Source organism: Novosphingobium sp. ZW T3_23 (assembly GCF_044987305.1).
GTDB lineage: Bacteria > Pseudomonadota > Alphaproteobacteria > Sphingomonadales > Sphingomonadaceae > Novosphingobium.
In genome coordinates this window covers 35,645-59,044 of sequence record NZ_JBJDRF010000022.1, presented here as the reverse complement: position 1 = coordinate 59,044, position 23,400 = coordinate 35,645, and the positions used below count along the sequence as shown (strand labels likewise).

At 65.9% G+C, this 23,400-nt stretch carries 16 protein-coding genes; 7 read left to right on the top strand and 9 right to left on the bottom strand.

Features of this window, described 5'->3' with window-relative positions; translation table 11 throughout:
- Positions 1-39: 39 nt before the first annotated feature.
- The 4 genes from ACI3K3_RS13020 to ACI3K3_RS13005 all read right to left on the bottom strand — a co-directional run bounded on the left by ACI3K3_RS13020 (position 40) and on the right by ACI3K3_RS13005 (position 3,169).
- A complete protein-coding gene (locus ACI3K3_RS13020; protein WP_404914301.1) occupies positions 40-516 on the bottom strand; it encodes a hypothetical protein in 477 nt (158 codons plus the stop codon).
- Positions 517-621: 105 nt separating this feature from the next.
- Positions 622-2,013, bottom strand: a complete 1,392-nt coding sequence (locus ACI3K3_RS13015; RefSeq protein WP_404914299.1) for a sensor histidine kinase — start codon at positions 2,011-2,013, stop codon at positions 622-624.
- Positions 2,010-2,696: a winged helix-turn-helix domain-containing protein gene (locus tag ACI3K3_RS13010; protein ID WP_404914297.1), complete on the bottom strand. Its 687-nt coding sequence runs from the start codon at positions 2,694-2,696 to the stop codon at positions 2,010-2,012. Before ACI3K3_RS13010 ends, ACI3K3_RS13015 begins: the two co-directional genes overlap by 4 nt.
- A 26-nt stretch (positions 2,697-2,722) precedes the next feature.
- A complete protein-coding gene (locus ACI3K3_RS13005) occupies positions 2,723-3,169 on the bottom strand; it encodes a PDZ domain-containing protein (protein ID WP_404914330.1) in 447 nt (148 codons plus the stop codon).
- 294 nt (positions 3,170-3,463) lie between these two features.
- On the opposite strand from ACI3K3_RS13005, the gene ACI3K3_RS13000 reads away from it, so the two are divergent.
- From ACI3K3_RS13000 to corA, 4 genes are all read left to right on the top strand, one after another.
- Positions 3,464-4,192, top strand: coding sequence for an AcvB/VirJ family lysyl-phosphatidylglycerol hydrolase (locus ACI3K3_RS13000; protein ID WP_404914295.1), 729 nt, complete (start codon positions 3,464-3,466; stop codon positions 4,190-4,192).
- A complete protein-coding gene (locus tag ACI3K3_RS12995) occupies positions 4,189-4,617 on the top strand; it encodes a DUF2147 domain-containing protein (RefSeq protein ID WP_404914293.1) in 429 nt (142 codons plus the stop codon). The genes ACI3K3_RS13000 and ACI3K3_RS12995 overlap by 4 nt, the downstream gene beginning before the upstream one ends.
- The gene (mprF, locus tag ACI3K3_RS12990) at positions 4,599-7,229 is read left to right on the top strand and encodes a bifunctional lysylphosphatidylglycerol flippase/synthetase MprF (protein ID WP_404914291.1); all 2,631 of its coding nucleotides are present in this window, start codon (positions 4,599-4,601) and stop codon (positions 7,227-7,229) included. Before ACI3K3_RS12995 ends, mprF begins: the two co-directional genes overlap by 19 nt.
- A gap of 83 nt (positions 7,230-7,312) precedes the next feature.
- On the top strand, positions 7,313-8,293 hold the full coding sequence (gene corA / locus ACI3K3_RS12985; RefSeq protein WP_404914289.1) for a magnesium/cobalt transporter CorA: 981 nt from the start codon (positions 7,313-7,315) through the stop codon (positions 8,291-8,293).
- 241 nt (positions 8,294-8,534) lie between these two features.
- On the opposite strand, the gene ACI3K3_RS12980 is transcribed toward corA, so the two are convergent.
- The 3 genes from ACI3K3_RS12980 to ACI3K3_RS12970 form a co-directional block, all read right to left on the bottom strand.
- Positions 8,535-9,608, bottom strand: a complete 1,074-nt coding sequence (locus ACI3K3_RS12980) for a BON domain-containing protein (protein ID WP_404914287.1) — start codon at positions 9,606-9,608, stop codon at positions 8,535-8,537.
- A 162-nt stretch (positions 9,609-9,770) separates the two neighbouring features.
- On the bottom strand, positions 9,771-11,105 hold the full coding sequence (locus tag ACI3K3_RS12975) for a carbohydrate porin (protein WP_404914285.1): 1,335 nt from the start codon (positions 11,103-11,105) through the stop codon (positions 9,771-9,773).
- A 106-nt stretch (positions 11,106-11,211) separates the two neighbouring features.
- Positions 11,212-13,632 carry a glucose/quinate/shikimate family membrane-bound PQQ-dependent dehydrogenase gene (locus tag ACI3K3_RS12970; RefSeq protein ID WP_404914283.1) on the bottom strand — a complete coding sequence of 807 codons (2,421 nt, stop codon included), beginning with the start codon at positions 13,630-13,632 and terminating at the stop codon, positions 11,212-11,214.
- A 480-nt stretch (positions 13,633-14,112) separates the two neighbouring features.
- On the opposite strand from ACI3K3_RS12970, the gene ACI3K3_RS12965 reads away from it, so the two are divergent.
- A complete protein-coding gene (locus ACI3K3_RS12965) occupies positions 14,113-15,429 on the top strand; it encodes a dicarboxylate/amino acid:cation symporter (RefSeq protein WP_404914281.1) in 1,317 nt (438 codons plus the stop codon).
- A 249-nt stretch (positions 15,430-15,678) separates the two neighbouring features.
- On the opposite strand, the gene ACI3K3_RS12960 is transcribed toward ACI3K3_RS12965, so the two are convergent.
- Positions 15,679-17,184 (bottom strand): MFS transporter, encoded by a 1,506-nt coding sequence (locus tag ACI3K3_RS12960; protein WP_404914279.1) that lies wholly within the window; start codon positions 17,182-17,184, stop codon positions 15,679-15,681.
- Positions 17,185-17,323: 139 nt separating this feature from the next.
- Complete coding sequence (locus tag ACI3K3_RS12955; RefSeq protein ID WP_404914277.1) at positions 17,324-18,358, bottom strand: LacI family DNA-binding transcriptional regulator; 1,035 nt, start codon at positions 18,356-18,358, stop codon at positions 17,324-17,326.
- 317 nt (positions 18,359-18,675) lie between these two features.
- Here ACI3K3_RS12955 and ACI3K3_RS12950 point away from each other — a divergent pair, with 317 nt between their 5' ends.
- Together ACI3K3_RS12950 and ACI3K3_RS12945 are read left to right on the top strand one after the other, a co-directional pair.
- Positions 18,676-21,399: a TonB-dependent receptor gene (locus tag ACI3K3_RS12950; protein ID WP_404914275.1), complete on the top strand. Its 2,724-nt coding sequence runs from the start codon at positions 18,676-18,678 to the stop codon at positions 21,397-21,399.
- Between the two features lie 156 nt (positions 21,400-21,555).
- A complete protein-coding gene (locus tag ACI3K3_RS12945) occupies positions 21,556-23,370 on the top strand; it encodes an alpha-amylase family glycosyl hydrolase (protein ID WP_404914273.1) in 1,815 nt (604 codons plus the stop codon).
- Positions 23,371-23,400 lie beyond the last annotated feature (30 nt).

The following is a 23,400-nucleotide window of genomic DNA, read 5'->3' as shown; positions in this document are numbered from 1 at the left end:
ATTGGAGACTTCCCGAGTGTGAACGCAGAAACTAGCGACTTAGCAAGGTCGCACCCGGCTCCTACCTGCCTCAAGATTTGAATTGCCCGGAACCACTTTCACGCGTTTGTTGCCGCCAAGTTGGCGTAGTTGTTGCGGGGTGGCGATCTCACAGATGCGGCCCCCGTCCTGTCCGTTGCCGTATCCTTCAAGCAGGTAGACCGCAGCGCCGTTGTCGCGACGATAAAACCCGTTAGGCCAGCTACAACCGCCAGTGTTTCTGCCGTTCAAGCGCAGGCGGTCCACTATCCTTACATCTTTGAAGCTGCCGAGCATGTTCATTTGCGCTTCGTTCTGGACGCCGCAGTAGCGATTTCGCTCATATTGATAATAGACGGTGCGATCCCGCTTCTCGCGGTAAAATCCCTCGGCCCCGGCTGGACGGTTCCCGTAACCATTGCTGCTATACTGTGCCACGGCCGGAACGGCACATGCAGCAAACGATGCAATCGCGGCGAGAACGGTCACTCTGCGCATGATATTTGCTCCCTGGAACCCCGACGCAGACTGGCATCCGGGAGCAGCACGGTCAACCTGGAGTCCGCTCCAGAGGACCGGGTAGATCTCAGCAGCCAATCGGCATCATCCCCGGCTGAGCAACATCCTCACTTCCAGCCCGCCGTCCGGCGCGTCGGCCAGTTCGATCCGGCCGCCGTGGAGTTTCGCCACCGCTTCCGCCAGCGCCAGGCCCAGCCCGGATCCCGCCGTCGCCCGTGTCGGATCGAGGCGGCCGAAGCGTTGCAGTGCTGCTTCGCGCCGGGTTTCGGGAATGCCCGGACCGTTGTCCCGCACGCCCAGCACCACATTTTCGTCCCGAGTTTCCGCGCACAACACGATCGCGCTGCCGCCGGTCGCGTACTTGACCGCATTGTCGACGAGGTTGCCCAAAGCCTGCCCCATCAACTCGCGATGAAACGGCAGCGACAGGCCTTGCGGTGCTTCGGCGGTCAAGGCAAAGCCCTGCTCTTCGGCGTAAGGCTCGTAGAGCGTGGCAAGGTCTTCGAGGAACGGCGCCAACGCGGTTTCCTCGAACCCGTCGCGCCCGATCCCCGCCTCCGCGCGGCCGATCTGAAGCGCGGTGGTGAGGATGCGGGTGAGCGTATCCGCCTCGGTCAGCGCGCGCTGCATGGCGGCCTCGCCCGCCGGATCGGAGGCTTCCCGCGCCGCCTGCTCCAGTGCCGAACGCAGCCGCGTGACCGGCGATCGCAGGTCGTGCGCCAGCCCTTCGGCCACCACCCTGAGTTCGCCCACCAGCGTCTCGATCCGCGCGAGCATGGCGTTGATCTCGCCCGCGAGTTCATCGAAGGCATCGCCGGAACCGTCGAGCGGCACCCGTGCGTCGAGAACGCCGCTGCCCACCCGGTGCGCGGTCTGCGCCATGTCATGGACACGCTGGCCGACCAGGCGCGACGTGAGGACCGCCACCAGCATCGTCAACGGCAGCGCCAGCAGCAGGGCCGCGAGCAGCGCTTGTTCGAAACTGCGCTGGAGCTTGAGGTCGCGCCCGATCTCGATCCCCGCAAGCAGGGTGGATCCGTCCGCAAGACGCGTTTGCGACAGGGCCATGGTCTGCGGCCGAGAGCTGTCGCTGCGGTAGAGCACCGTCTCGAACAGGCTTCCACCCCCCGCGTCAGGCGGGGGCAGTGCCGAGAGGTTTCCCGCCAGCGCCCGCCCCTCGCGGTCGGCCAGCAGCAACACCGGAGCCCGGCGCCCCTCGCTTCGCAGTCGCCGCTCGATATTCGCCCGCAGTGCGATGCTCCCTCCGTCCTGCCAGGTGTCCAACAGGTCGTCACGCAGTTCCTCCACCAGCGCGCGCTGTTCGTCCCGCACGCTCTGCTGGCCGGCGATCCATACGAACGTCAGCACCCCGCCCGTGGCGACAAGCTGGAACAGCACCACCGGCACGAACAGCCGGAACGTCGTAGACCGCAGGAATCGCGAAAGCCGCGCGCCTGCCCGCACTCCAATCCTCAAGCGGCGAGCCCCAGCCGATAGCCTGCCCCGCGCACCGTATGCAGCAGGGGGGCGGCGCCCTCCTCGTCGAGCTTGCGGCGCAGGCGGCTGACATGGACGTCGATGACGTTGGTGCCGGGATCGAAGTGGTAGTCCCACACGGCTTCCAGCAGCATGGTGCGCGTCACCACTTCATCGACATGGCGCAGGAAGTATTCGAGCAGTCGGAACTCGCGCGGCTGGAGGTCGATGGTGCGGCCGCCCCGCCGCACCTTGCGGGCGAGCAGGTCCATGTCCAGATCGCCGCAGGAAAGCCGCGTCTCCACCGCGGCCTGCCCGCCGCCGCGCTTCACCAGCAGGCGCACGCGGGCGAGCAGTTCCGCGAAGGCGAAAGGCTTCGTCAGGTAATCGTCGGCGCCGGAAGTAAGCCCGGCCACGCGATCCTCGGTCGATGCCAGCGCGGACAGCACGAGCACCGGCGTTTCGATACCGCCCGCCCGCAGCGCGCCCAGCACCGACATGCCGTCCATCTGCGGGATCATGCGGTCCAGCACGATGGCATCGTAACTGCCGTCGCTGGCCAGGAACAGCGCATCGCGCCCCGTGGCGGCACGATCGACCACGAAGCCTTCCTCGACCATGCCCTTGGCGATGTAGCTGGCCGTGGCCTCGTCATCCTCGACCACCAGCAACTTGTGACCCATCGTTCAGCCCGGCCTTTCACATCGCTTCACGGCCTTGTCAGGCCCGGCCCACGGGCGAGGTCGATCGTCCGGACCGCGCCTCGGTGAACCACCGTCAGGTGAATAGGGCCTTGTCCGCGCCCAGACAACTCTTCCGCAAGCGCCCGAAGGCTCGGCGGCTCGGCGCCGTCCGCGCTCCTGATCAGGTCGCCCACCGCCAGCCCGGCCTTCTCTGCGGAACCACGAGATCGCACGCTGGTAACGACCAGCCCGGACAGCCGTCCCGCCCCCGGCTCGGCAGTAAAATCGAGCACTTGCCGCCAATCCTCGCCAGACGGGTTCCCCTGCGGGGACGGATGGGCCCGGCCGATCAGGCCGAAGTGGCGCTGCGCCCAGATGTCGCCCCAGGTGAGCGCCCCGGTCACCGCCAGCAGCGCGCCCAGCATCGGCAACAGGCCCGGCAGCCGACGCTTGCGCTCATCCGCCTCAGTCATGCTCAAGCCTGATTTCTCCGCAGGAGGACGACTGAACGCACGGCGATGTTGGCAGGAGGGGAAAAACGGACATGAGGCGGCACGATCCAAGGCCGCAACACGAAGCTGCGGCAAGCTACACCCTTGCCGGCACTATCGCATCGGAGCGCCGCCAAGTCACATTAAGGAAAGTCCATCTTGGGTCCATCCGGAGGCAAGGTGGCGGAGCCCAGCATCGGCATCATGACAGGAGCAGTATTCCGCAGGCATCGCCCCGCCCGGTCGTTACGCCGGTCGGTAAGGGGGTCGACAAGGTTGTTCGCCGCCATCATCGCGGTGGCGGCGCTGATCGCAGTCTGGCTCGGTTGGCTGGGGGCGTGGAATAGCTCCCCCTTCGAGGATTTTCCCGCACATGGCGCCGTGCTCCGGACGGAAGCGGGCGGCCGCTACGCCGCCGTCCTGCTCTCCGGCGACATGGGCCTTCGCGCCGGGCTCGGCGGCGGGATCGCGCACCGTCTTGCCGATAACGGCATCGCCACGGTGGGCGTGAACTCGCTCAACTACTTCAAGGTGCGCCGCACGCCGGAAGAGGTTTCCGCCATGCTGGCGCAGGCCCTGCGACGTGCCATGGCGCTGGGCCATGCCGACCGCGTCGTCCTGCTGGGCCAGTCCTTCGGCTCCGACATGCTCCATGTCGGTCTGGAGCACCTGCCCGCAGACCTTCGCCGCCGGGTTGCGCTGGTCGTGCTGACCGTCCCCACCCGCACGGTGTTCCTGCGCGTCTCGCCGCTCGAATGGCTCGACGAAACCCCGCCCGATGCCCCTGCGATCGCCAGCGCCCGCAAGCTGGACTGGGTGCCGGTGGTCTGCATTCGCGGCCACGACGAGCCGGACAGCCTCTGCCCGCTCCTGCACCTGCCGCGCCTCACCCGCATCGTCCTGCCCGGCGACCATTACCTGGACAAGGACGCCGACCGGCTGTTCGCCGCGATCCGGGGCGCCATCATCCATCACGCCATCCCCCGACCAGAGCCTCTGACATGACCCGTTCCCCCGCGCGCCTGGCAATGCTGCCGCTGCTGATCGGCGCGCTTGCCGCCGCCGCTCCGGCCCAACCGGCCAGTACCTTCCCCGCCAGCCCCTTCGGTCGCTGGCTCAATCCAAGGGGGCAAGTGGAAGTCTCGATCGCCCCCTGCGGCACGATGCTCTGCGGCACGGTGACCTGGGTAGGCGGCCAGGCCGTGACCGACGCCGCTGACGCCGGCGTCGAGCATCTCGTGGGCACGCAGTTGCTGCGCCAATATCACCGCGAGGGCAACGGCGCCTGGCAAGGCGAGGTCTACGTGCCGGACATGGGCGAGAGCTTCTTCTCCCGCATCCGCCAGACCGATCCGGGCCATCTGAAGATCAGCGGCTGCATTCTCCACGGCCTGATCTGCAAGTCGCAGACGTGGACGCGCCGCTCATGAACCCGGCACTGACAACGCCGATCGCCCGCCTCAAGCCGCTGGCCCGCAGGCTGGCAGTTCCGGCGAAACTCGGCCTTGCGGCGCTTGTGCTGGCGCTCGCAGCGCTTTGCCTGCACCGGCTGGCGATATCCGTGAACATGGAGGCCCTGGCCCGCACGGCCGGCGAGATCCCGTGCTGGCGTCTCGCCGTCGCCTTGGGCCTGACAATGGCCAGCTACCTGCTGCTGACGATCTACGACGTCATGGCCCTGCGCGCCATCGAACGGCCGCAACCCTACAGGACCGCCGCGCTCGCCTCGTTCACCAGCTATACCTTCAGCCACAACCTGGGCTTCGGCATCCTGACCGGCGGCGCCGCGCGGCTGCGGATCTACGGCGCCAAGGGGCTGACCGCAGGCGAAGTGGCGCGTGTCACCGGCATTGCCGGGGTGACGTTCTGGAGCGGCGTCCTCGTTTCCGCCGCGCTCGCCCTGCTGCTTCACCGCCGCCCGCTGGCCGTGGCCGATCACGTCTTTTCCATCGGCGCCCAGCATGCCGCAGGCGCTCTGCTGGTGGCCGTGCTCGGCGCGGTAGCGCTCATCGCCTCACACGGGCTTGGGCGCGGGCTTGGGCGCGGGCCTGGCCCCGGCCCCAAAGCGATGGCCGGCATGACGCTGGTGGCGCTGGCGGACATCGCCGCCGCCTGCGGGACGCTCTACGTCCTCCTCCCCCACGCGCCGATCGCGCTCTATCCGCCGCTGCTGCTGGCCTATGTGCTGGCCATCGTGGTCGCGCTGATCAGCCACGTTCCCGGCGGCCTCGGCGTGTTCGAAGCGACCGTCATCGCCCTGTGCCCGCAGATTCCGGCCGGAGAACTGGTGGCCGCCCTGCTCGTCTACCGCATCGTCTACTACCTCCTGCCGCTGGCGCTGGCGACGATCCTGTTCCTGCGCCATGAGCATGCCCGCTGGCGCCGACCGGCCGCACTGGCGCTGAAGGCGGGCGAGACGATGATGATCAGTCTCGCTCCACGCGCGATCGCCCTGCTGGTGTTCCTGGGCGGCGGCATCCTGCTGCTGTCCGGCGCCACGCCTGCCCTGCCCGAACGCATGGCGGACATTCGCGGGCTGGTGCCGCTGCCCTTCGTCGAAGCATCCCAGATCGCCGCAAGCCTGGTCGGCACGCTGCTGCTGCTGCTCGCGCCCGCGCTCTACCGCCGCCTCGATGCCGCCTTCCTGCTGACCCGCGCGCTGCTGCTGGCCGGTGCCGCCTTCTCGCTGGCCAAGGGGCTCGACTGGGAGGAAGCGCTGACCCTGCTGGCGGTCGCCGCGATGTTGCAGGCGGCGCGCAAGGGATTCTGGCGCCGCACGGCGCTTACCGGCGACGTGATGAGCGCCAACTGGATCCTGGCCATGGTCGCCACCGTCGCGCTCGTCATCGTGATCGGCTACTTCGCCCAAAGGTTCCCGGCCTATGGTGGCAGTCTGTGGTGGAAGTTCGCCTGGTCGGGAGACGCCTCGCGCTATCTGCGCACGAGTTTTGCCGTGGCGGTGCTGATGGGAGCCGCCATCCTGCTGGCGTTCCTGCGTCCCTGCCGCCGCGTGGCCCTGCCCGACGAGCAGGCGCCGGACGTGGAGGCCGCGCTTCGCCGCGCCACCCGCTCGGAAGCGATGCTGGCGCTTACCGGCGACAAGCTGTTCCTTGCCGGTCCCGACAATCGCTCGATGCTGATGTACCAGGTCCGAAGTCATTCCTGGATCGTCATGGGCGATCCGGTGGGAGACCCCGCCGACTGGCCCGAACTGCTCTGGCGACTGCGCGAACGGGCAGACGCCAACCAGGGGCGCGTCCTGCTCTATCAGGTGACCCCCGAAGTCCTGCCCATCGCCATCGACATGGGCCTGCAACTGATGAAATACGGCGAGGAAGCGCGGGTAGATCTCTCCCGCTTCGGCCTGGAAGGCCCCACGGCCCGGCCCTTGCGCCACGCCCTGCGCCGGGCCGAACGGGAAGGCGCCGAATTCGCCATCGTCGCCGCCTCCCGCGTGCCTTCCCTGCTTGCGGAACTGCGCTCCGTCTCCGACGAATGGCTGCACGCCAAGGGACAGCGCGAAAAGGCATTCAGCGTCGGTCGTTTCGAAGAGGACTACATCGCCCGCTGCGATATGGCCGTGGTCCGCTGCGAGGGGCGGATCGTCGCTTTCGCCAATCTCTGGAAGACCGCGGGACGCGAGGAGCTTTCGGTGGACCTGATGCGTCACCGCGCCGAAGTGCCCTATGGCTGCATGGACTTCCTGTTCACGCGGCTCATGCTCTGGGGCGCGCAGGAAGGCTATGCGTGGTTCAACTTGGGCCTTGCGCCGCTTTCCGGCATCGAGGCGCGACGCCTTGCGCCAACCTGGGCGCGCGCGGCGGGGATGCTGTTTCGTCATGGGGAAGCGTTCTACGGCTTCGAGGGCCTGCGCAACTACAAGGAGAAGTTCGCGCCGCGCTGGGAGCCGCGCTACATCGCCTGCAACGGCGGCATGGCGACCGGCCGGGCCCTGCTGGATCTTCAGTCGCTGATTTCCGATGCCGGAGGGAAAGGCAAAAGCCGGAGATGGACGGACGGGAGCACGGCGAAAATCGCCTGATAAGCCGACGCGCATCTGTCCACGCGGATCGCCCGGCGCTATCGTCCTTCAAAGCCGACCAGAAATCCGGAAACCACGCCTCGATGACCGTCATTGCCGCCCGCCTCTACCGCCAGGGCAAGCCAGCCGAGCCGGTATCGCTCGAAAGCTGTCCCCCGATTCCCGACCATGCCCGGGGTGAGAGCGAGGACTTCGTGTGGATCGGCCTGCACGAACCGACCGAGGCGGAACTTCACTCCGTGCAGAAGACCTACGGCCTCCATCCGCTGGCGGTGGAAGACGCGCAGAAGGCCCACCAGTTGCCCAAGGTGGACATCTACGGCGACCAGCTCTTCGTGGTCGCCCGCACCGCGCATCTGGAAGGGGACGAGATCGTCTACGGCGAAACCTCGGTGTTCGTCGGCAAGCACCACGTCATTTCGGTGCGCCATGGTTCGGCGCGCGCGCACACCGAACTGCGTGCGCAGCTCGAAGCCGCGCCGACGCTGCTGTCCAACGGCGTGGATTATGTGCTCCACGCCATCCTGGACTTCATCGTCGACGGCTATCTGCCGATCGTGGAAACCATCGAGGAGAACGTCCTGGAAATCGAGAAGCGCGCGCTGGACGCGTTCCTCGATCGGAACGACGTGATGCGCCTGTTCGCGCTGCGCCGCGAACTGATCCGTTTCCAGCGCGTACTGGCTCCCATGGCCGAAGTGTGCAGCAAGCTCGTGCACCTGGACATGCCGTTCCTGGACGCGGCGGTGCGGCCTTACTTCAAGGACGTGTACGACCATGTGCGCCGCGTGGATTCGATGGTCGCCAGCTTGCGCGAAGTCCTCACCACGGTGTTCGAAGTCAGCCACCTGCTGGAATCGCAGCGGCAAGGCACGATCACGCGGCAACTCGCCGCCTGGGCCGCGATCCTGGCGGTGCCCACCGCCATCGCCGGCATCTACGGCATGAACTTCCAGTTCATGCCCGAACTGCAATGGCGCTTCGGCTATTTCGCGGTGCTGGGAGTGATCGCGGTTCTTTGCTGCACGCTCTATGTCTGGTTCCGACATACAAGGTGGCTGTGACGAAACCCCCGAGGACACTCGTTTCACTTATCGTCTGTGGCCCAATCCAAACCGTCATCCTGAACTCGTTTCAGGATCCATTTCTCGCCACAACCCGCTGCTGATGGTTAAAAATGTATCCTGAAACAAGTTCAGGATGACGACGGTATAAAGGCGAGCGGCAGGCCGTACTCGCCATGCAGGGAAAAGCCGCGGGCTCCCGATGGGCGCCCGCGGCTTTTCTGATTACGACCGTGCTCGCTTACGAGGTGCTACCCGTCGTCGAGCTACCCGTCGTTGAGCCGAGGGTGCTGGACGATCCAGTCGTGGAAGCCGTACCGGTCCGCGTCGTGCTGGAAAGCGAAGCGCCCTGGCCGGTGTCGGTCCAGTTCGTGCCGCCGGTCACGCGCAGGTTGTTCTGGACGTGCTTCACACCCGAGACATCCTCTGCGACATCCTCGGCGCGGCGCTTGGCGTTGCGGCTGCCGACACTGCCTTCCAGCGTCACTTCGCCGTCCTTGGCGACGACGCGGATATTGGTGGCATCCACGCGCCAGTCCTGCGTCAGGCGATCGTTCACGTCCTCGCGGATGCGTTCGTCCGAACGGGTATAGTCGGAAGGACCGCGACCGCGATGGTCCTGCTCGCGGCGGCGTGCCGCATCCTCGTCGCCGAACCAGCTGGCGATCTCGTCACCGGCGCGCTCGAAGAAGCCGCGATTCTCGCCATATTCGCGCCAATCACCGTAATCGCGCGGATTGCGTGCGGTGCGGTCTTCGCTTGCTCTCGATCCGTAATAGCCACGGCCGAACGTGTCGAAAGTCGGGCGATAACTGAAGCTCGGGCTCAGCCCGCCACCACCGCCGCCACGCGGCGCGAAGAAATCGCGGCCGCCGTAATCCTCGCTGGTGAAGCTGGAGAAGTCGTTGCCGCCGCTCGCGTCGTATTCGCGGCTTGGATAGGCGCCGCGATCGCCCGAGAAGCGGTAGGACTGTTCCCGATCGCGGTTCTGGTAGTCGTCACCGTAGCGCTGCTCGCGATAACCGCGTCCGCGTCCATAGCGGCCACCTTCACGATAGCCGGTCTCCCGATAGCCCGCTTCTTCGCGAGATCCGCCGCGATAGCGACCTTCGAAATCGCCGGACGATGTTTCAGGGCGGTTGCGGCCGCCATCGGAATACCGTGTCGACTGGTCGTCGTCATTGCCCCAGCCGCCGGTCTGGCGAGGCGACTCGCCCTGCCACTGATTGGCCTGGCGCGGCGAATCCCAGTCTGAATTCTCGCTGCGATAATCACCCGACTGCTGGCCGCCGAAGTTGGAATCACGCCGATTCATCGATGCTCTCCTTGATCTGTTCTGCTCATGCCGAGACCGGCCCCGGCCGGTACGCGGGGGCTCGCTCTGCATCGGCTACTAACGGAACGTCGCATGTCGGCCGGTTGATCCACTGCCGAACGCGCAAGGAATGGTTTTCATCGCAGGTGAGGGTTATCGGCCCTAGAACTGCATCCTGACCTGAAGGCCCAGCGCCAGGGCATTGGGCGTCGAGCGGAAGCGGAAAGCACCCGGATCGACGATGTATTGAATGTCCGGCCGAAGCACCAACCAGCGGTTGGCCTGAAAGCCGTAGCTCAGTTCGATCGCCGTCTCACCCGCCGGCAGCGAGGCGTAGGCCCCGGGCACCGGCGCGATGCCGACATTAGCGCGCCGTAAACGCGGATCGACCACGGCATGGGTGAAGCCCAGACCGATCGTATCGGCATCGCGCCCCCTGAACGTGCCGGTCTTGACCAGACCTCCCGCGTACCAGCGCGTGATCTGGGCGGATATCTGGGGATTGGCGGTGAACTGCCCGAAGACCGACAGGCCCCGGCCGCCCATGCCTTCGCGCAGGATCATCTGGTCCGCCAGGATGTAGAAGCCGTATCGCCCCTTGACGGTACCACCCCCGCCCTGCCGCTCCACGCGCGAGGTATCGTAGTAGACGCCGACCTTGTAGTGCCCCGGAAGCGCCCCATTGCCCTTGGCGGTGCCCGGATCGTACTCGACTTCCAGCGGCAGGACCACGCCGGTGGTGCCGCCCGCGAACGGATCCCAGGCATTGTCCTCGTCGTTCAGGCGCGGGTTCACCTGGTAGACGCCGGTGCGCAGCGTCACGTCCGGACGCAGCTTGTAACGCACCGCCGCACCCCAGCGGGCATTGGGATAGTTGTACCAGCCACTGTCTCCCGACATCGAGAGCGGGTGGGCGCAGAAGGCGGCGTTCACGAAATTGCAGCCGATCGGCATGCCGCCCAGGTCGTTGCCCATCGCGAAATAACCCAGCCGCAAGTTGAGCCTGCCGCTCATGAGGTTCTGCTCCACGCTGGCCTCGGTCAGGCGCGCATAGTAGCCGCCTGCGGCTTCCTGGATCGGCAGGCGGTTGCCCACGAAGTCGGACGACAGGCCCACGCCGCGCCGGTCGTTGACGGTCACATGGACGATGCCGCCCTTCCACCCGGCCAAGCGCTCCATGTCGAAGTCCGCCCCCAGGCGCACCTGCTGGACGTAAGTGGTTCCGCGCCGCTCCCCGCCGTCCACCGCCGAGAAAGTCTCCGAGACGTAGTCGCCGCGGAAAGTCACGCCCGCCTGCTTGAGATCGCTGCGCAGGCCGCCCCAATCGCCCGTCAGCGTCTCCCGTTCGGCCGGAGGGCCGGGAACGGAGGGCTGGGCGGCGGCGGCAGGCGGTTGAACGGCTTCTTCAGCCTGCGCGGAACCGGCCCCAAACGGGGCGGCGATCAGCAGGCCGCAGCCCGTCATGTGGGCGATCAAGCCGGCGATGGATCGATTCATGATGCGGTTACGTCGGGCCAAGGCCCCCTCCTTCCCGCCGTCGTCCCGACGCGGGCTGTTCTATCCGGGATGTGAAGGGGGCGGCTGCGCGCCGCCCCCAAGGCCGTCACGGCAGCTTGTAAGCGATCACATAGTCGCCGCGATCGGGCGACTGGCGCGCGCCGCCGGCGGTGATCACCACATATTGCTTGCCGGTCTTCGGCGACTTGTAGCTCATCGGGCCGCCCTGGCTGCCCACCGGCAAGCGGGCCTTCCAGACTTCCTTGCCGTTCGCGGAGTTGAACGCGCGCAAGTAGTAGTCCTGGGTGCCGGCGATGAAGACCAACCCGCCCTGCGTCACCAGCGTACCGCCCAGCGTCGGCAGGCCGATCGGGATCGGCAGCCCCATCTTCACGCCCATCGGGCCGGTATCGCTCACGGTGCCGACCGGTACCTGCCACTTGACCTTGCGCGTCTTCATGTCGATCGCGGTGAGAGTGCCGAACGGCGGCGCCTGGCAGGGAACGCCCAGGGCGGAAAGGAAGCGATCCTTCACCACCGAATAGGGCGTGCCTTTCAGCGGCACGCTGCCCATGCCGGTGTTCACCGCCTCGCCGCCGCTAGAGGCCAAGGCCTTCTGCTCATGGCTCTGGGCCACCATCTTCACCCAGAGCCCCAGGCGCATGTCGTTGGCGAAGATCGTGCCGCTGGTGGGGTCGATCGAAAGCCCGCCCCAGTTCATGCCGCCCAGCGATCCCGGAAAGCTCAGCGACTTGTCGGTGCCGGGCGCGGTATAGAGGCCTTCGTAGCGCATGCCCTTGAAAGCGATGCGGCACAGGAGCTGGTCGAACGGCGTGGCGCCCCACATGTCGGCCTCGGTAAGCGGACCGACGCCGATCTGCGGCATGCCCACCGATTTCGGCTGCGTCGGCGCGTAGGGCTCGTTCGCGATGTCGGCGGGCTTGACCCTGACGTTTGCCACTTCCGTCAGCGGTCGGCCGCTCGCACGATCGAGCACGTAGAGCTGGCCGGCCTTGGTGCCGAACACGAGCGCTGGCACGGTCCTGCCGTCCTTCGCCGCGAAATCCAGGAATGTCGGCTGCATCGGCACGTCGAAGTCCCACAAGTCGTTGTGGACGGTCTGGAAGTGCCACTTCTCCTTGCCGGTGGTGGCATCGAGCGCGAGCATCGAAGCGCCGTACTTGTGATCGAGCGGGGTCCGGGGAACGCCGTAGAGATCCACCGAGGAACTGCCCACCGGCATGAACACCGTATTGGACGCCGGATCGTAGGACATCGCCGCCCAGACGTTGGGCGTGGAGCGGGTATAGGTGCGGCCCTCGGGCGGCATGCCGGTGATCGCGGGATTGCCGGGATCGAAGGCCCAACGCAGCTTGCCGGTGACCACGTCGTAGCCCCGCATCACGCCGCCGGGCATGTCCACCTGCACGTTGTCCGCCACGCGGCCACCGACGACCACGGTGGTCCCCGCCAGAGTCGGCGCGGAGGTGAGCTGGTACTGCGGGTCCGGCGCGTCACCCAGGCCCGCCTTGAGATCCACCCGGCCGCCGTTGCCGAAGTCCGGGCAGAACTTGCCGGTCTGGGCGTCGAGCGCGATCAGCTCGGCATTGATGGTGTTCATCAGGATGCGGCGCTGGCACGGCGCGCCCTCGGGCACGGTGACGGCGGTCACGGGCGACGATCCGGCCATGTTCGGCTGCTGGAGCGGCGCCTTGGCATCGAAGTAGGCGAGGCCGCGGCAACGGTTCCAGACCGAGGCCCTGGCATCGATCCGCGCCTTCCACTTCTCGCGGCCGGTATCGGCGTCCAAAGCGATGACATTGTTATGCGGGGTACAGATATAGACGGTATCGCCCACCTGGAGCGGCGTGTTCTGGTCCTCGGCGCCGTTGCCGTCGCTCACCGCCACGTCGCCGGTGCGATAGGTCCAGGCGACCTGGAGGTTCTTCACATTGTCGCGCGTGATCTGGTCGAGGGCCACGAAGCGGCTGCCGCCGCTGGTGTTGCCGTAAGCCTCCCAGTTCTTCTGATCATGGGCGGGGTCGACGGGAACCAGCGCGCCTTCCTCGCCAGAGAAGGCGACGGTGGCATGGGGCACGAACATGCCCGCGAAACCGGCGGCCGAAGCCGCACCCACCACGGCGGCGGCCACGAGAGCGGGCTTCCACGCAGGCAGGCGTCCGGCGGATCGAAGCAGGAGGGGATAGGACAGCGCCACCACCGTCGCGCCGACGCCCATCGCCAGGAGGCGGGAAATCAGCGGCCAGAACGAAAGCCCCCCTTCCCACAGAGCCCAGGGAATCGTCAGCAGGAAGGTCGCTCCGAACAGCAGCGCGCCGATCGGGCGGCGGCGGGCAATCAGCGCGCCCGACACCAGCAGCGCCAGTCCTGCGAGGATGAAGTAGAAACTTCCCCCGAGGCTGATGAGCTTGACGCCGCCGATCGTGAAGAACAGCCCGGCGGCGAGGATGACCGCTCCCAACAGGAACAGCCATGCCCTGATCAGCAGACTCGCGTCTTTGTTCATGCCCCGCATGCGGCACCTCCTTGCTTGCATTGTCCTGCGGTCGGCAAAGACCGCGTATCTGTCATGACCATGCAGCGCCGAAGCGATGGAAAACCACCAGGACGCGCCCATCCGCCGCTATCTCGAACGAGAAGCAGGAACAGGGCGCGATCAATGCTTTACCGATAGAGAGGCTGCACGGATTACAAGCCTCGCGCATTGGCACTCTGCCCTGCCCCCGGCCAATTTGAATTACGCAAGGGCAATCGTTTATTGCTTTGTTATTTCTATACTATTCCAAACCATAAAGTTATGGAAGCCCATCATCGTGTTATATGTGCCCGCCTCCACGACCGAAAAGTGCAGGCGGTTATTGTCAACCGTTTGAGTTGACAATAACCGCCTGCCGTGCGAGCGAGCGTGCCATTCCCGCGCCCCTTGCAGGAAAGCCTGCGAAGGCCGAAATGGCGGGACATCCGGTCCGGTAACGAAAGTAAGCGAATGTCGAATTCTCCGCGCGCCAAGCGGTCGTGGCTTCCCGGTTTCGGAACGCAGGTCATGCTTGGCATGGTGTTCGGCCTTGTCGCGGGACTGGCCGTGCGGCAGCTTGGACCCGACAGCGCGCTGGCGGATGGCGCGACCGAGACGTTCCACACCATAGCGCAGATATTCGTCCAACTGCTTCGTACATTGGTGCCGCCGCTGGTGTTCACCGCCATCATCGCCTCGGTGGCCGCCCTGCGCGGGCTGGACAATGCCGTGAAACTGGTGGGACAGACCCTGCTGTGGTTCGCGATCACCGCACTCATCGCGGTGGTCATCGGCATCGCGCTGGGCCTGACCATACAGCCCGGCCTCCACGCCAACGTCGATGCCGGCGCGGCACAGGCGCCCAAGGCGGTGGGCGGCTGGCTGGACTTCCTCAAGGGCCTGGTCCCCGCCAACTACCTGGGCATTACCGCTTCGACCACGCTGGAGGCGGACGGCCCGGCAACCTCGGTGTCGTTCAACGTCCTCCAGATCATCATCGCCGCCGTTGCGGTAGGCGCGGCGGCGGTGCGCATCGGCGACAAGGCAGAAGCTTTCCTCGGCTTCATGACCTCGGCCAACCTCGTGCTGCGCCAGCTCCTGCGCTGGCTGATCGCGCTGACCCCGCTTGGCTCGGCGGCGCTGATCGCCAATGCCGTGGTGAGTTACGGCTGGGATGCGCTTTCGGCGCTCGGCGCCTTCGCGGGCGCGGTCTACATCGGCCTCGCCATCGTGCTGTTGGCGGTCTACCCGATCCTGCTGCTGCTCCACGGGATCAACCCGCTACGGTTCTTCTCGGTCGCCTGGCCGGCGATCCAGATCGGCTTCCTCTCCCGCTCGTCGGTCGGCACCATGCCGGTGACCGAGGAAGTGACCGAGCGCCTCGGCGTGCCGCGCTCCTATGCGGCATTCGCGGTGCCGCTGGGCTCCACCACCAAGATGGACGGCTGCGCCGCAATCTATCCCGCGATCTCGGCGATCTTCGTCGCCCAGTTCTATGGCGTGCCGCTTCAGCTTTCCGACTACGCGCTGATCGTCTTCGTCTCGGTGATCGGCTCGGCGGCCACGGCGGGGCTTACCGGAGCGGTGGTGATGCTGACGCTAACGCTGTCCACGCTGCGCCTGCCGCTGGAAGGCGTCGGCCTGTTGCTGGCGATCGACCCCATCCTGGACATGGGCCGCACGGCGGTGAACGTCGCGGGACAGGCGCTGGTGCCGACGATCGTCTCCGAACGCCTGGGCATGCGCGGGCCGATGCAGATGGAACCCGCCGCCGTCCCTGCCGAGTAGGCCAGCTAGAGCGGTTGATCCGGTTGCACCGGATCAACCGCTCCAAGTTTCTGGTTTGCCGCATTTTCCGAGTCATCAGGTGATTCCACCTGATTGGAAAATGCTCTAGGGGAACCCCCGCCTTTCCAGAGGATTGTCTATCCCACCAATGGAAAGGACAAAACCATGCGTTCGGGTCTACTCTGGCTGATCGGCGTTCCCATCCCCATCATCCTGCTGCTGGCTTACTGTAGCGGCCACTTCTGACCTTCAGACGTCCCTGCCAAGCCGCAGGGACGCAAGCGCCGCCACCAGCAGCGTGGCGGCGGCGAAGCCCATCGTCCAGATCGGCTCGCCGGGGAAGAAGGTTTTCATGATAGAGCCCATGACGGTCGCGACCAGCAGTTGCGGCAGCACGACGAAGACGTTGAACAGTCCCATGAACACGCCCAGCTTCGATTGCGGCAGGTTGCTGGCGAGGATGGCGTAAGGCATCGCCAGGATCGAGGCCCAGGCTACCCCGATCCCGATTTCGCAGACGATCAGCAGATCGGGATCGCGCAGCGTCATGAACCCGGCGAAGCCCAGCGCGCCCAGCACCAGACAGGCCGCGTGGGTTCGCGCCTTCCCCAGCCGCGCGGCAAGACGGGGCAGCAGCAGTAGCGCGGCGATGGCGGCGACGCCGTTGTAGACGGAGAACAGCACGCCCACCCAATTGCCCGCAGCCTGATAGGCGGCGCTGGCGGGGTCGGCCGATCCGAAGTGATACTGGGCAACTACCGGCGTGGTGTTGATCCACATGATGAACAGGGCCGACCAGCTGAAGAACTGGACGAAAGCCAGTCGTTTCATGATCGGCGGCATGCCCGAGAAATCTCCGACGATCCCCGCCAGCATCGAAGTGCCTTTTCCGGCACGCGCCAGCCCGACCGCGCCGAGCACGGCAAGTCCGTAGCCGGCCAGCAGGGCCGCGAGCAGGTAGACTTCCTTTTCCAGGTTCCAGACGCGGACGACCAGCGCCACGAAAGCGCCCGCGACGATCCACGGCAGGGCGGACCACTTGCTGCGCGCCGCGAGGCTCTCCGCACTTGCGGCCGTCTCATGCGCCTCGGCTTCGTGGAACGCCGCCTGCTGTTCCGGCGAGTATTCGCGTGTCGTCAGCACGGTCCAGAGCACGGCCAGCAGCAGGATGACCCCGCCCGCCCTGAAACTGAAGCGCACCGTGTCGGGAATGCCTCCCGGCCCCGCGATATTGCTGACGCCAAGATGATCCAGCACATAGGGGAACAGCGAGCCGACCACCGCGCCCACGCCGATGAAGGCGGTCTGCACCGCGTAGCCGGCGGTATGCTGGTCCTTGCGCAGCATGTCTCCCACGAAAGCGCGGAACGGCTCCATCGAGATGTTCAGGCTGGCGTCCAGCATCCACAGCAACATCGCCGCCATCAGCAATGCGCCGCTCTCCGGCATCGCCAGCAGGGCTATCGTCGCCAGCAAGGCACCCGCGAGGAAATAGGGACGCCTGCGGCCGAGCCGGCCGAGCCAGGTGCGGTCGGACAGATGGCCGACGATCGGCTGCACCAGCAGTCCCGTCAACGGCGCCGCGATCCACAGCGCGGGAAGATCGTCGATCGAGGAACCGAGCGACTGGAAGACCCGGCTCATGTTGGCGTTCTGCAACGCGAAGCCGATCTGGATGCCGAAGAAGCCAAAGCTGATGTTCCAAAGCCCGGCCCAGCCCTGTTTCGGCTTTTCGAGCATCGCGGCTCCCCTCATCCCGTCCCTCTTTCTTGTCAGCCCCGTTGACGGAACTACTGGTACTGCCGATAGTCCGGCGTCTTGATGCGTGCCAAGGCACTCGCACGGCGCCCGGCCATCGGCAACACGCATACGAATACGTGATCGCCCGGAAGACTCACGCCGAAGTGCTGCCCCGCACGATCAGCTTTCCACGCAAGGTCGTCTCAGGAAGCGGCTGGTCTTCGATCAGCGCGACGAGCGTCTCCACCAGTCGCTCGCCCGCACCCTTCAAATCCTGCATCACGGTCGTGAGCGGCGGATGGGTCATGCTGGCCGCGGGCAGATCGTCGAAACCCATGACCGCGACCTCGTCGGGGATCGAGCGCCCCGCCGCGATCAATGCCCGCATGGCGCCGATCGCGATAAGGTCGCTGGCCGCGAAGACGGCATCGAATTCCACACCCTCGTCGATCAGCGCCTGCATTGCCGCATGGCCGAGGTTTTCGTGGCTGATCGTGTCGCGCTGAAGCACGGGATCGCAATCCAGCCCGGCGGCGGCCATGGCGGCGCAAAGGCCGTGATAGCGCTCGGCAAACTCCGGATAATGCTCGTCGGCCTGGCCCAGGAAGGCGATGCGCCGTCGCCCCAGTCCGATCAGGTGCTCGCCGGCCAGATGGCCCGCCCCGAAGTTGTCCGATCCCACGGTGGCGCCGATGTTCTCCTCGTTCACCGAGCCCCAGCGCACGAATTGCGTGCCCTGCCCCACCAGTTGCCGCAGACGGCTTTCGTAGAGCGTGTAGTCCCCATAGCCGAGCAGGATCAGGCCATCGGCACGGTGGCTGTCCTGGTAGCGGACGTGCCAATCGTCCTCCATCTTCTGGAACGAGATCAGCAGGTCCAGGCCCCGGTTGGCGCATTCGCGCGTGATCGATCCCAGCATGGCGAGAAAGAACGGATTGATCTTGGAATCGTCGGGCGTCTGTTCCTCGAAAAACAGCAGCGCGATCGTGTTCGAACGCTGCGAGCGCAGCGACGAGGCGTTCTTGTCGACCGAATAGTTCAGTTCGCGCGCGATTTCCTCGATCCGCGCCCGCGTTGCCGCGCTCACCGCCTTGCTGCCCCGCAGGGCGCGGCTGACGGTGGGCTGGGAAACCCCGGCCCGGTAGGCGATGTCGAAACTCGTCGGCCTGTTGCTCGGTTTGCGGCCCATCGTTTTTACTTTCGAATTTTCTTTATAAAACCCAGCATTTCTGCCGCCTTACCCCCTCCCGGAGACGTTGCAATCGTGCAACGCAACGTGGCCCGACGGCACTCGCGTATACGTATGCCATATTATGCATTCATCTGTCGCGCCCTAAGCGACGGGGTGAACGGAAGAGTCGCGGTGCAAAACACCGGATCTTCCACGTCTAGCCCCATCAACATCCAGGGGTCGGACGATAACCGCAGGAGGAGGAGGACAGGATGTCGCTTCACAAGGAATTTTCGCGCCGGTGCGTTTCTCGCCGGAACTCGTCCTCGCTTGCGATGGCAGCCGCTCTGGCCGCCGGCACGGTACCCGTCGCCGCAGCGGCCCAGGAATCCGCTTCTGACCCTGTTCCCGAAGAGGCCCAGGATGGCCAGTCGATCGTCGTCACCGGCTTTCGCGCCAGCCTTGAATCGGCCGTCAACAAGAAGAAGACCGCCGAGCAGATCGTGGAATCGGTCTCGGCCGAAGATATCGGCAAGCTGCCCGACGCCTCGATCGCCGAATCGATCGCCCGCCTTCCGGGCCTGACCTCGCAGCGCGTGTCCGGCCGCTCCAACGCCATCGCCATTCGCGGCTTCGCCCCGGACTTCTCGACCACGCTCCTCAACGGCCGTGAACAGACCTCCACCGGCGACAACCGCGCCGTCGAATACGACCAGTATCCCAGCGAAGTCGTCAGCGCCGTGAACGTCTACAAGACGCCGATGGCCAGCCTCGTCGGCCAGGGCCTGTCGGGCACGGTGGACATGCGCACGATCCGCCCGCTGGACGCCGGCAAGCGCATCGTCACGATCGGCGCGCGCGGCTCCTACGCCGATCTCGGCAAGCTCAACGTCGGCTCGGACGATCTCGGCTACCGGGTCAACGGCATGTACGTGGACCAGTTCGCCAACGACACGATCGGCATCGCCCTTGGCGCCAGCTATACCGACGAACCCTACCAGATCCAGGAGTTCAACGCCTGGGGCTATGATCCCACGCCGGACGGCAACCGCGTGATCACCGGGCAGAAGTCCTACAACACCTCCACCAAGCTGAAGCGCCTGGGCCTGAACGGCACGCTGCAATGGCGCCCGGTGCCGCAGTTCACCTCTACGATCGACGCCTTCTATTCGAACTTCAAGGATGACCAGATCAAGCGCGGCATCGAAATGCCGCTCTACGGCAATGCCACGCTCAACCCCGGCTATACCGCAGAGAACGGGCTGATCACGTCCGGCAGCTTCGATGACGTCAAGGGCATCGTGCGCAACGACGTGTTCCAGCGCCATGCCAAGCTCTATTCGTTCGGCTGGAACAACAAGTGGGAAGGCGACAACGGCTGGAACGCGATGTTCGACGCCAGCTATTCGCGCACCGATCGCAACGAACTGACGGTCGAAAGCTATTCCGGCACCGGCCGCTTCCCCTCCGGCGCGACCGACACCGTGGGCTTCCTTTCCACCTCGCAGGGCGCCCGCTTCACCCCCGGCCTCAACTACGGAGACTGGAGCCAGATCGTGCTCACGTCGCCGCAAGGCTGGGGCGGCACGCAGATCGCGCCGGACGGCACAGCCATTCGCGGCGGACAGGACGGCTACTACAACGACCGCAAGGTCAAGGACGAACTCTGGCAGTTCCGCACCGAGGTGGAGAAGAAGTTCGACGCCGGCGCGCTCAGCTCGATCCAGGTCGGCTGGAACTATACCAATCGTTCCAAGTCGCTGGTGCCCGAGGAGTACTTCCTGGGTCTGGCCGCCAATACCGATGGCCTGACCAGCGTGGCCGTGCCCGAGCAGTACCAGCTTGGCACCACCGACCTGAAGTACCTCGGCCTCGGCCCGGTCATCAGCTACAACCCGCTCGCGCTGATCAATGACGGTATCTACAACCTGGTCGCCAATCCCTACGGCGACGTCGTGGTCAAGAGCTACGCCATCCGCGAGAAGGTCATGACCGCCTATACGCAGGCGAACTTCAAGGCCGATCTCGGGATCGGCGAGTTCACCGGCAACCTCGGCGTTCAGGCCAACTGGACCGACCAGAACTCGAAGGGCGCCACCGCCGTCTATCTGGGCGAGAACGCCAATGGCTCGCCCAATGTCGGCTCGCTGCCGCGCAACAACAGCGCCGACTACCTTGACGTGCTGCCCAGCCTGAACATGTCGCTGCGCCTGCCGAGCGACACGGTGATCCGCTTCGCCGCCGCGCGCGAGATGATCCGCCCGCGCCTGGACGACATGCGCGCCTCGCTGAGCTGGAACTCCACGATCGTCAATGGCGTGGCGCAGGTCACCGGCGAATCCGGCAATCCCGATCTGCGTCCGTGGCGCGCCAATGCGCTCGACCTCACCTTCGAGCAGTATTTCGGCGCCAAGGGCTATGTCGCCGCGCAGTTCTTCTGGAAGGAACTGAAGAGCTACGTCTACAAGATGGACGTCACCGTGCCCACCGACGGCCTGGCCCTTCAGGATCCCGGCAACGGAGTCCCGATTTCCGACACCGCGCAGCTGAACGTGCCGATCAACGGCAAGGGCGGCAAGATCTACGGCGTCGAAGTGGCCACCACGCTGCCGTTCGAGACGTTCGCTTCCGCGCTGGACGGCTTCGGCGTGACCGGCAGCGTCGCCTATACGAAGACCAAGATCGCGCCCGAACCGGGCCAGCCTTCGGGCGACCTGCCCGGCTATTCGAAGTGGGTCGCCAACGGCACCGCCTACTTCGAGAAGTGGGGCTTCAATGCGCGCGGTTCGGTACGCTATCGCTCCACCTTCATCGGCGAAGTCTCCGGTTTCTCGGCCAACCGCGTGCGTCGCCGCGCGGCTGCGGAAACGATCGTCGATGCCCAGATCGGCTACGACTTCCAGCCGGACAGCGCGCTGGCGGGCCTGTCGCTCTACATCCAGGGCCAGAACCTGACCGACGCGCCGTTCATCACCACCAATCCCGGCGATACCCGGCAGATCATCGACTATCAGACTTACGGCCGCCGGTTCCTGGCCGGATTCACGTATAAGTTCTGAGCATCAAGTAAGCTCTTATTCTACCCTCGGCCTGCGGGGTTTCTCCTCCTCCAAACCCGCCCCGCAGGCCACTTGGCGGAGCCATGGGAATGCGCGCCATTCCCATGGCTCCGCCCTTTCTTCCGCCCCAGGCGTCCACGGGAGAGCCGCAAAACCATGATCCGCCGATTTGCCTCGCTGGCCGCAATGGCCTTTTCGCTGGCAGCCCCACCCGCGTTCGCCGGGCCGCTGGAAGACTTGCGCGCGCGCAGCCCGGAACAGGAAGTGATCTACTTCGTCCTGCCCGACCGCTTCGAGAACGGCGACCCGTCGAACGACAAGGGCGGGCTCAAGGGCGGCAAGCTGGCGACCGGCTTCGATCCGGCCGACAAGGCCTTCTACCACGGCGGCGACCTCAAGGGACTGACCGCCCGGCTCGGTTACATCCAAGGCCTGGGCGCCACCGCCATCTGGGTGGGGCCGATCTTCAAGAACAAGCCGGTGCAGGGGCCGAAGGGCGAGGAAAGCGCCGGTTATCACGGCTACTGGATCACCGACTTCACCCAGGTCGATCCGCACTTCGGGTCCAACGCGGACTTCAAGGCGCTGGTGGACGCTGCCCATGCGCGGGGCATGAAGGTCTACATGGACATCATCGCCAACCACACGGCCGATGTGATCCAGTATCAGGAAGGATCCGCGCAGCAATATCCCTATCGGTCCAAGGCGGAATATCCGTTCTCCCGCCGGGGCGGCGTCTCGGGCGGGGCGATCAATCCGGGCTTTGCCGGAGACACAAACGACAGCAAGGCCAACTGGGCGAAGCTGACCGACCCGTCCTTCGCCTACACCCCCGTCGTGCCCAAGGGCGAAGCGCGGGTGAAAGTGCCGGCATGGCTGAACGACCCGATCTACTACCACAATCGCGGCAATACCGACTGGAAGGGCGAAAGCGCGCAATACGGCGATTTCGTGGGCCTGGACGACCTCGCCACCGAGCACCCGCGCGTGATCGAGGGCATGATCGCGATCTATGGCGACTGGATCGACAAGTACGGCATCGACGGCTTCCGTATCGACACCGCCAAGCATGTGAACCCTGCATTCTGGCGCGCATTCGTACCAGCCATGAAAGCCCGGGCGGCGGCCAGGGGCATCCCCAACTTCCACATCTTCGGCGAAGTGATGAGCGGAGACTACGATCCCGCCCTGCTGGCAAGCTGGACGCGCAATGCCGGGCTTCCCGGCGTGCTGGACTTCGCGTTCATGCACGCGGTGCTGGCGGCGGCGAGCGGCAAGACCGGCGAGGAACTGGCGCGCCTGCCCGATGACGACGGGCTCTACGAGGGCGGAGCGGCGGCGGCGCTGCAACTGCCGACGTTCCTGGGCAATCACGATGCCGGGCGCGCGGCGATGTTCCTCAAGGCCGCCGATCCCGCGATGAGCGCCGACGAACTGTTGAAGCGGGACGAGCTGGCCCATGCCATGCTGCTCACCCTGCGCGGCGTGCCGACGATCTACTACGGCGACGAGCAGGGCTTCGTCGGCGCGGGCGGCGACCAGCTTTCGCGGCAGGACATGTTCGCCAGCAAAGTGGCGATCTACAACGGCGAGGCGCTTGTGGGCACGGCCGGGACCACCGCCACCGACAACTTCGACCCCGCCCACCCGCTCTACCGCCTGATCGCGCAGCTATCCGCCCTGCGCGTGAAGACCCCGGCGCTGACCGGAGGCCGCTCCGTCACCCGCGCGGCGTCGGACAAGCCGGGCCTCCTCGCCGTGTCGCGCTTCGATCCGAACACCGGGCGCGAAGTGCTGCTGGCCTTCAATACATCCACCGCGCCGCTCTCGGCCCAGGTCGCGGTCGAGCCCGCCTCGCTCGATTTCGAAACCCTGGCGGGCGCGCCTTGTGCCGCGAAGGCCGGCGCGCCCGGTTCCCTGCACGTCGCGCTGCCGCCACTCGGCTTCGCGGTCTGCGCGGCCAAACCCTGATCCTTGCCGCTCCCTCTCTGGCCCCCGGAA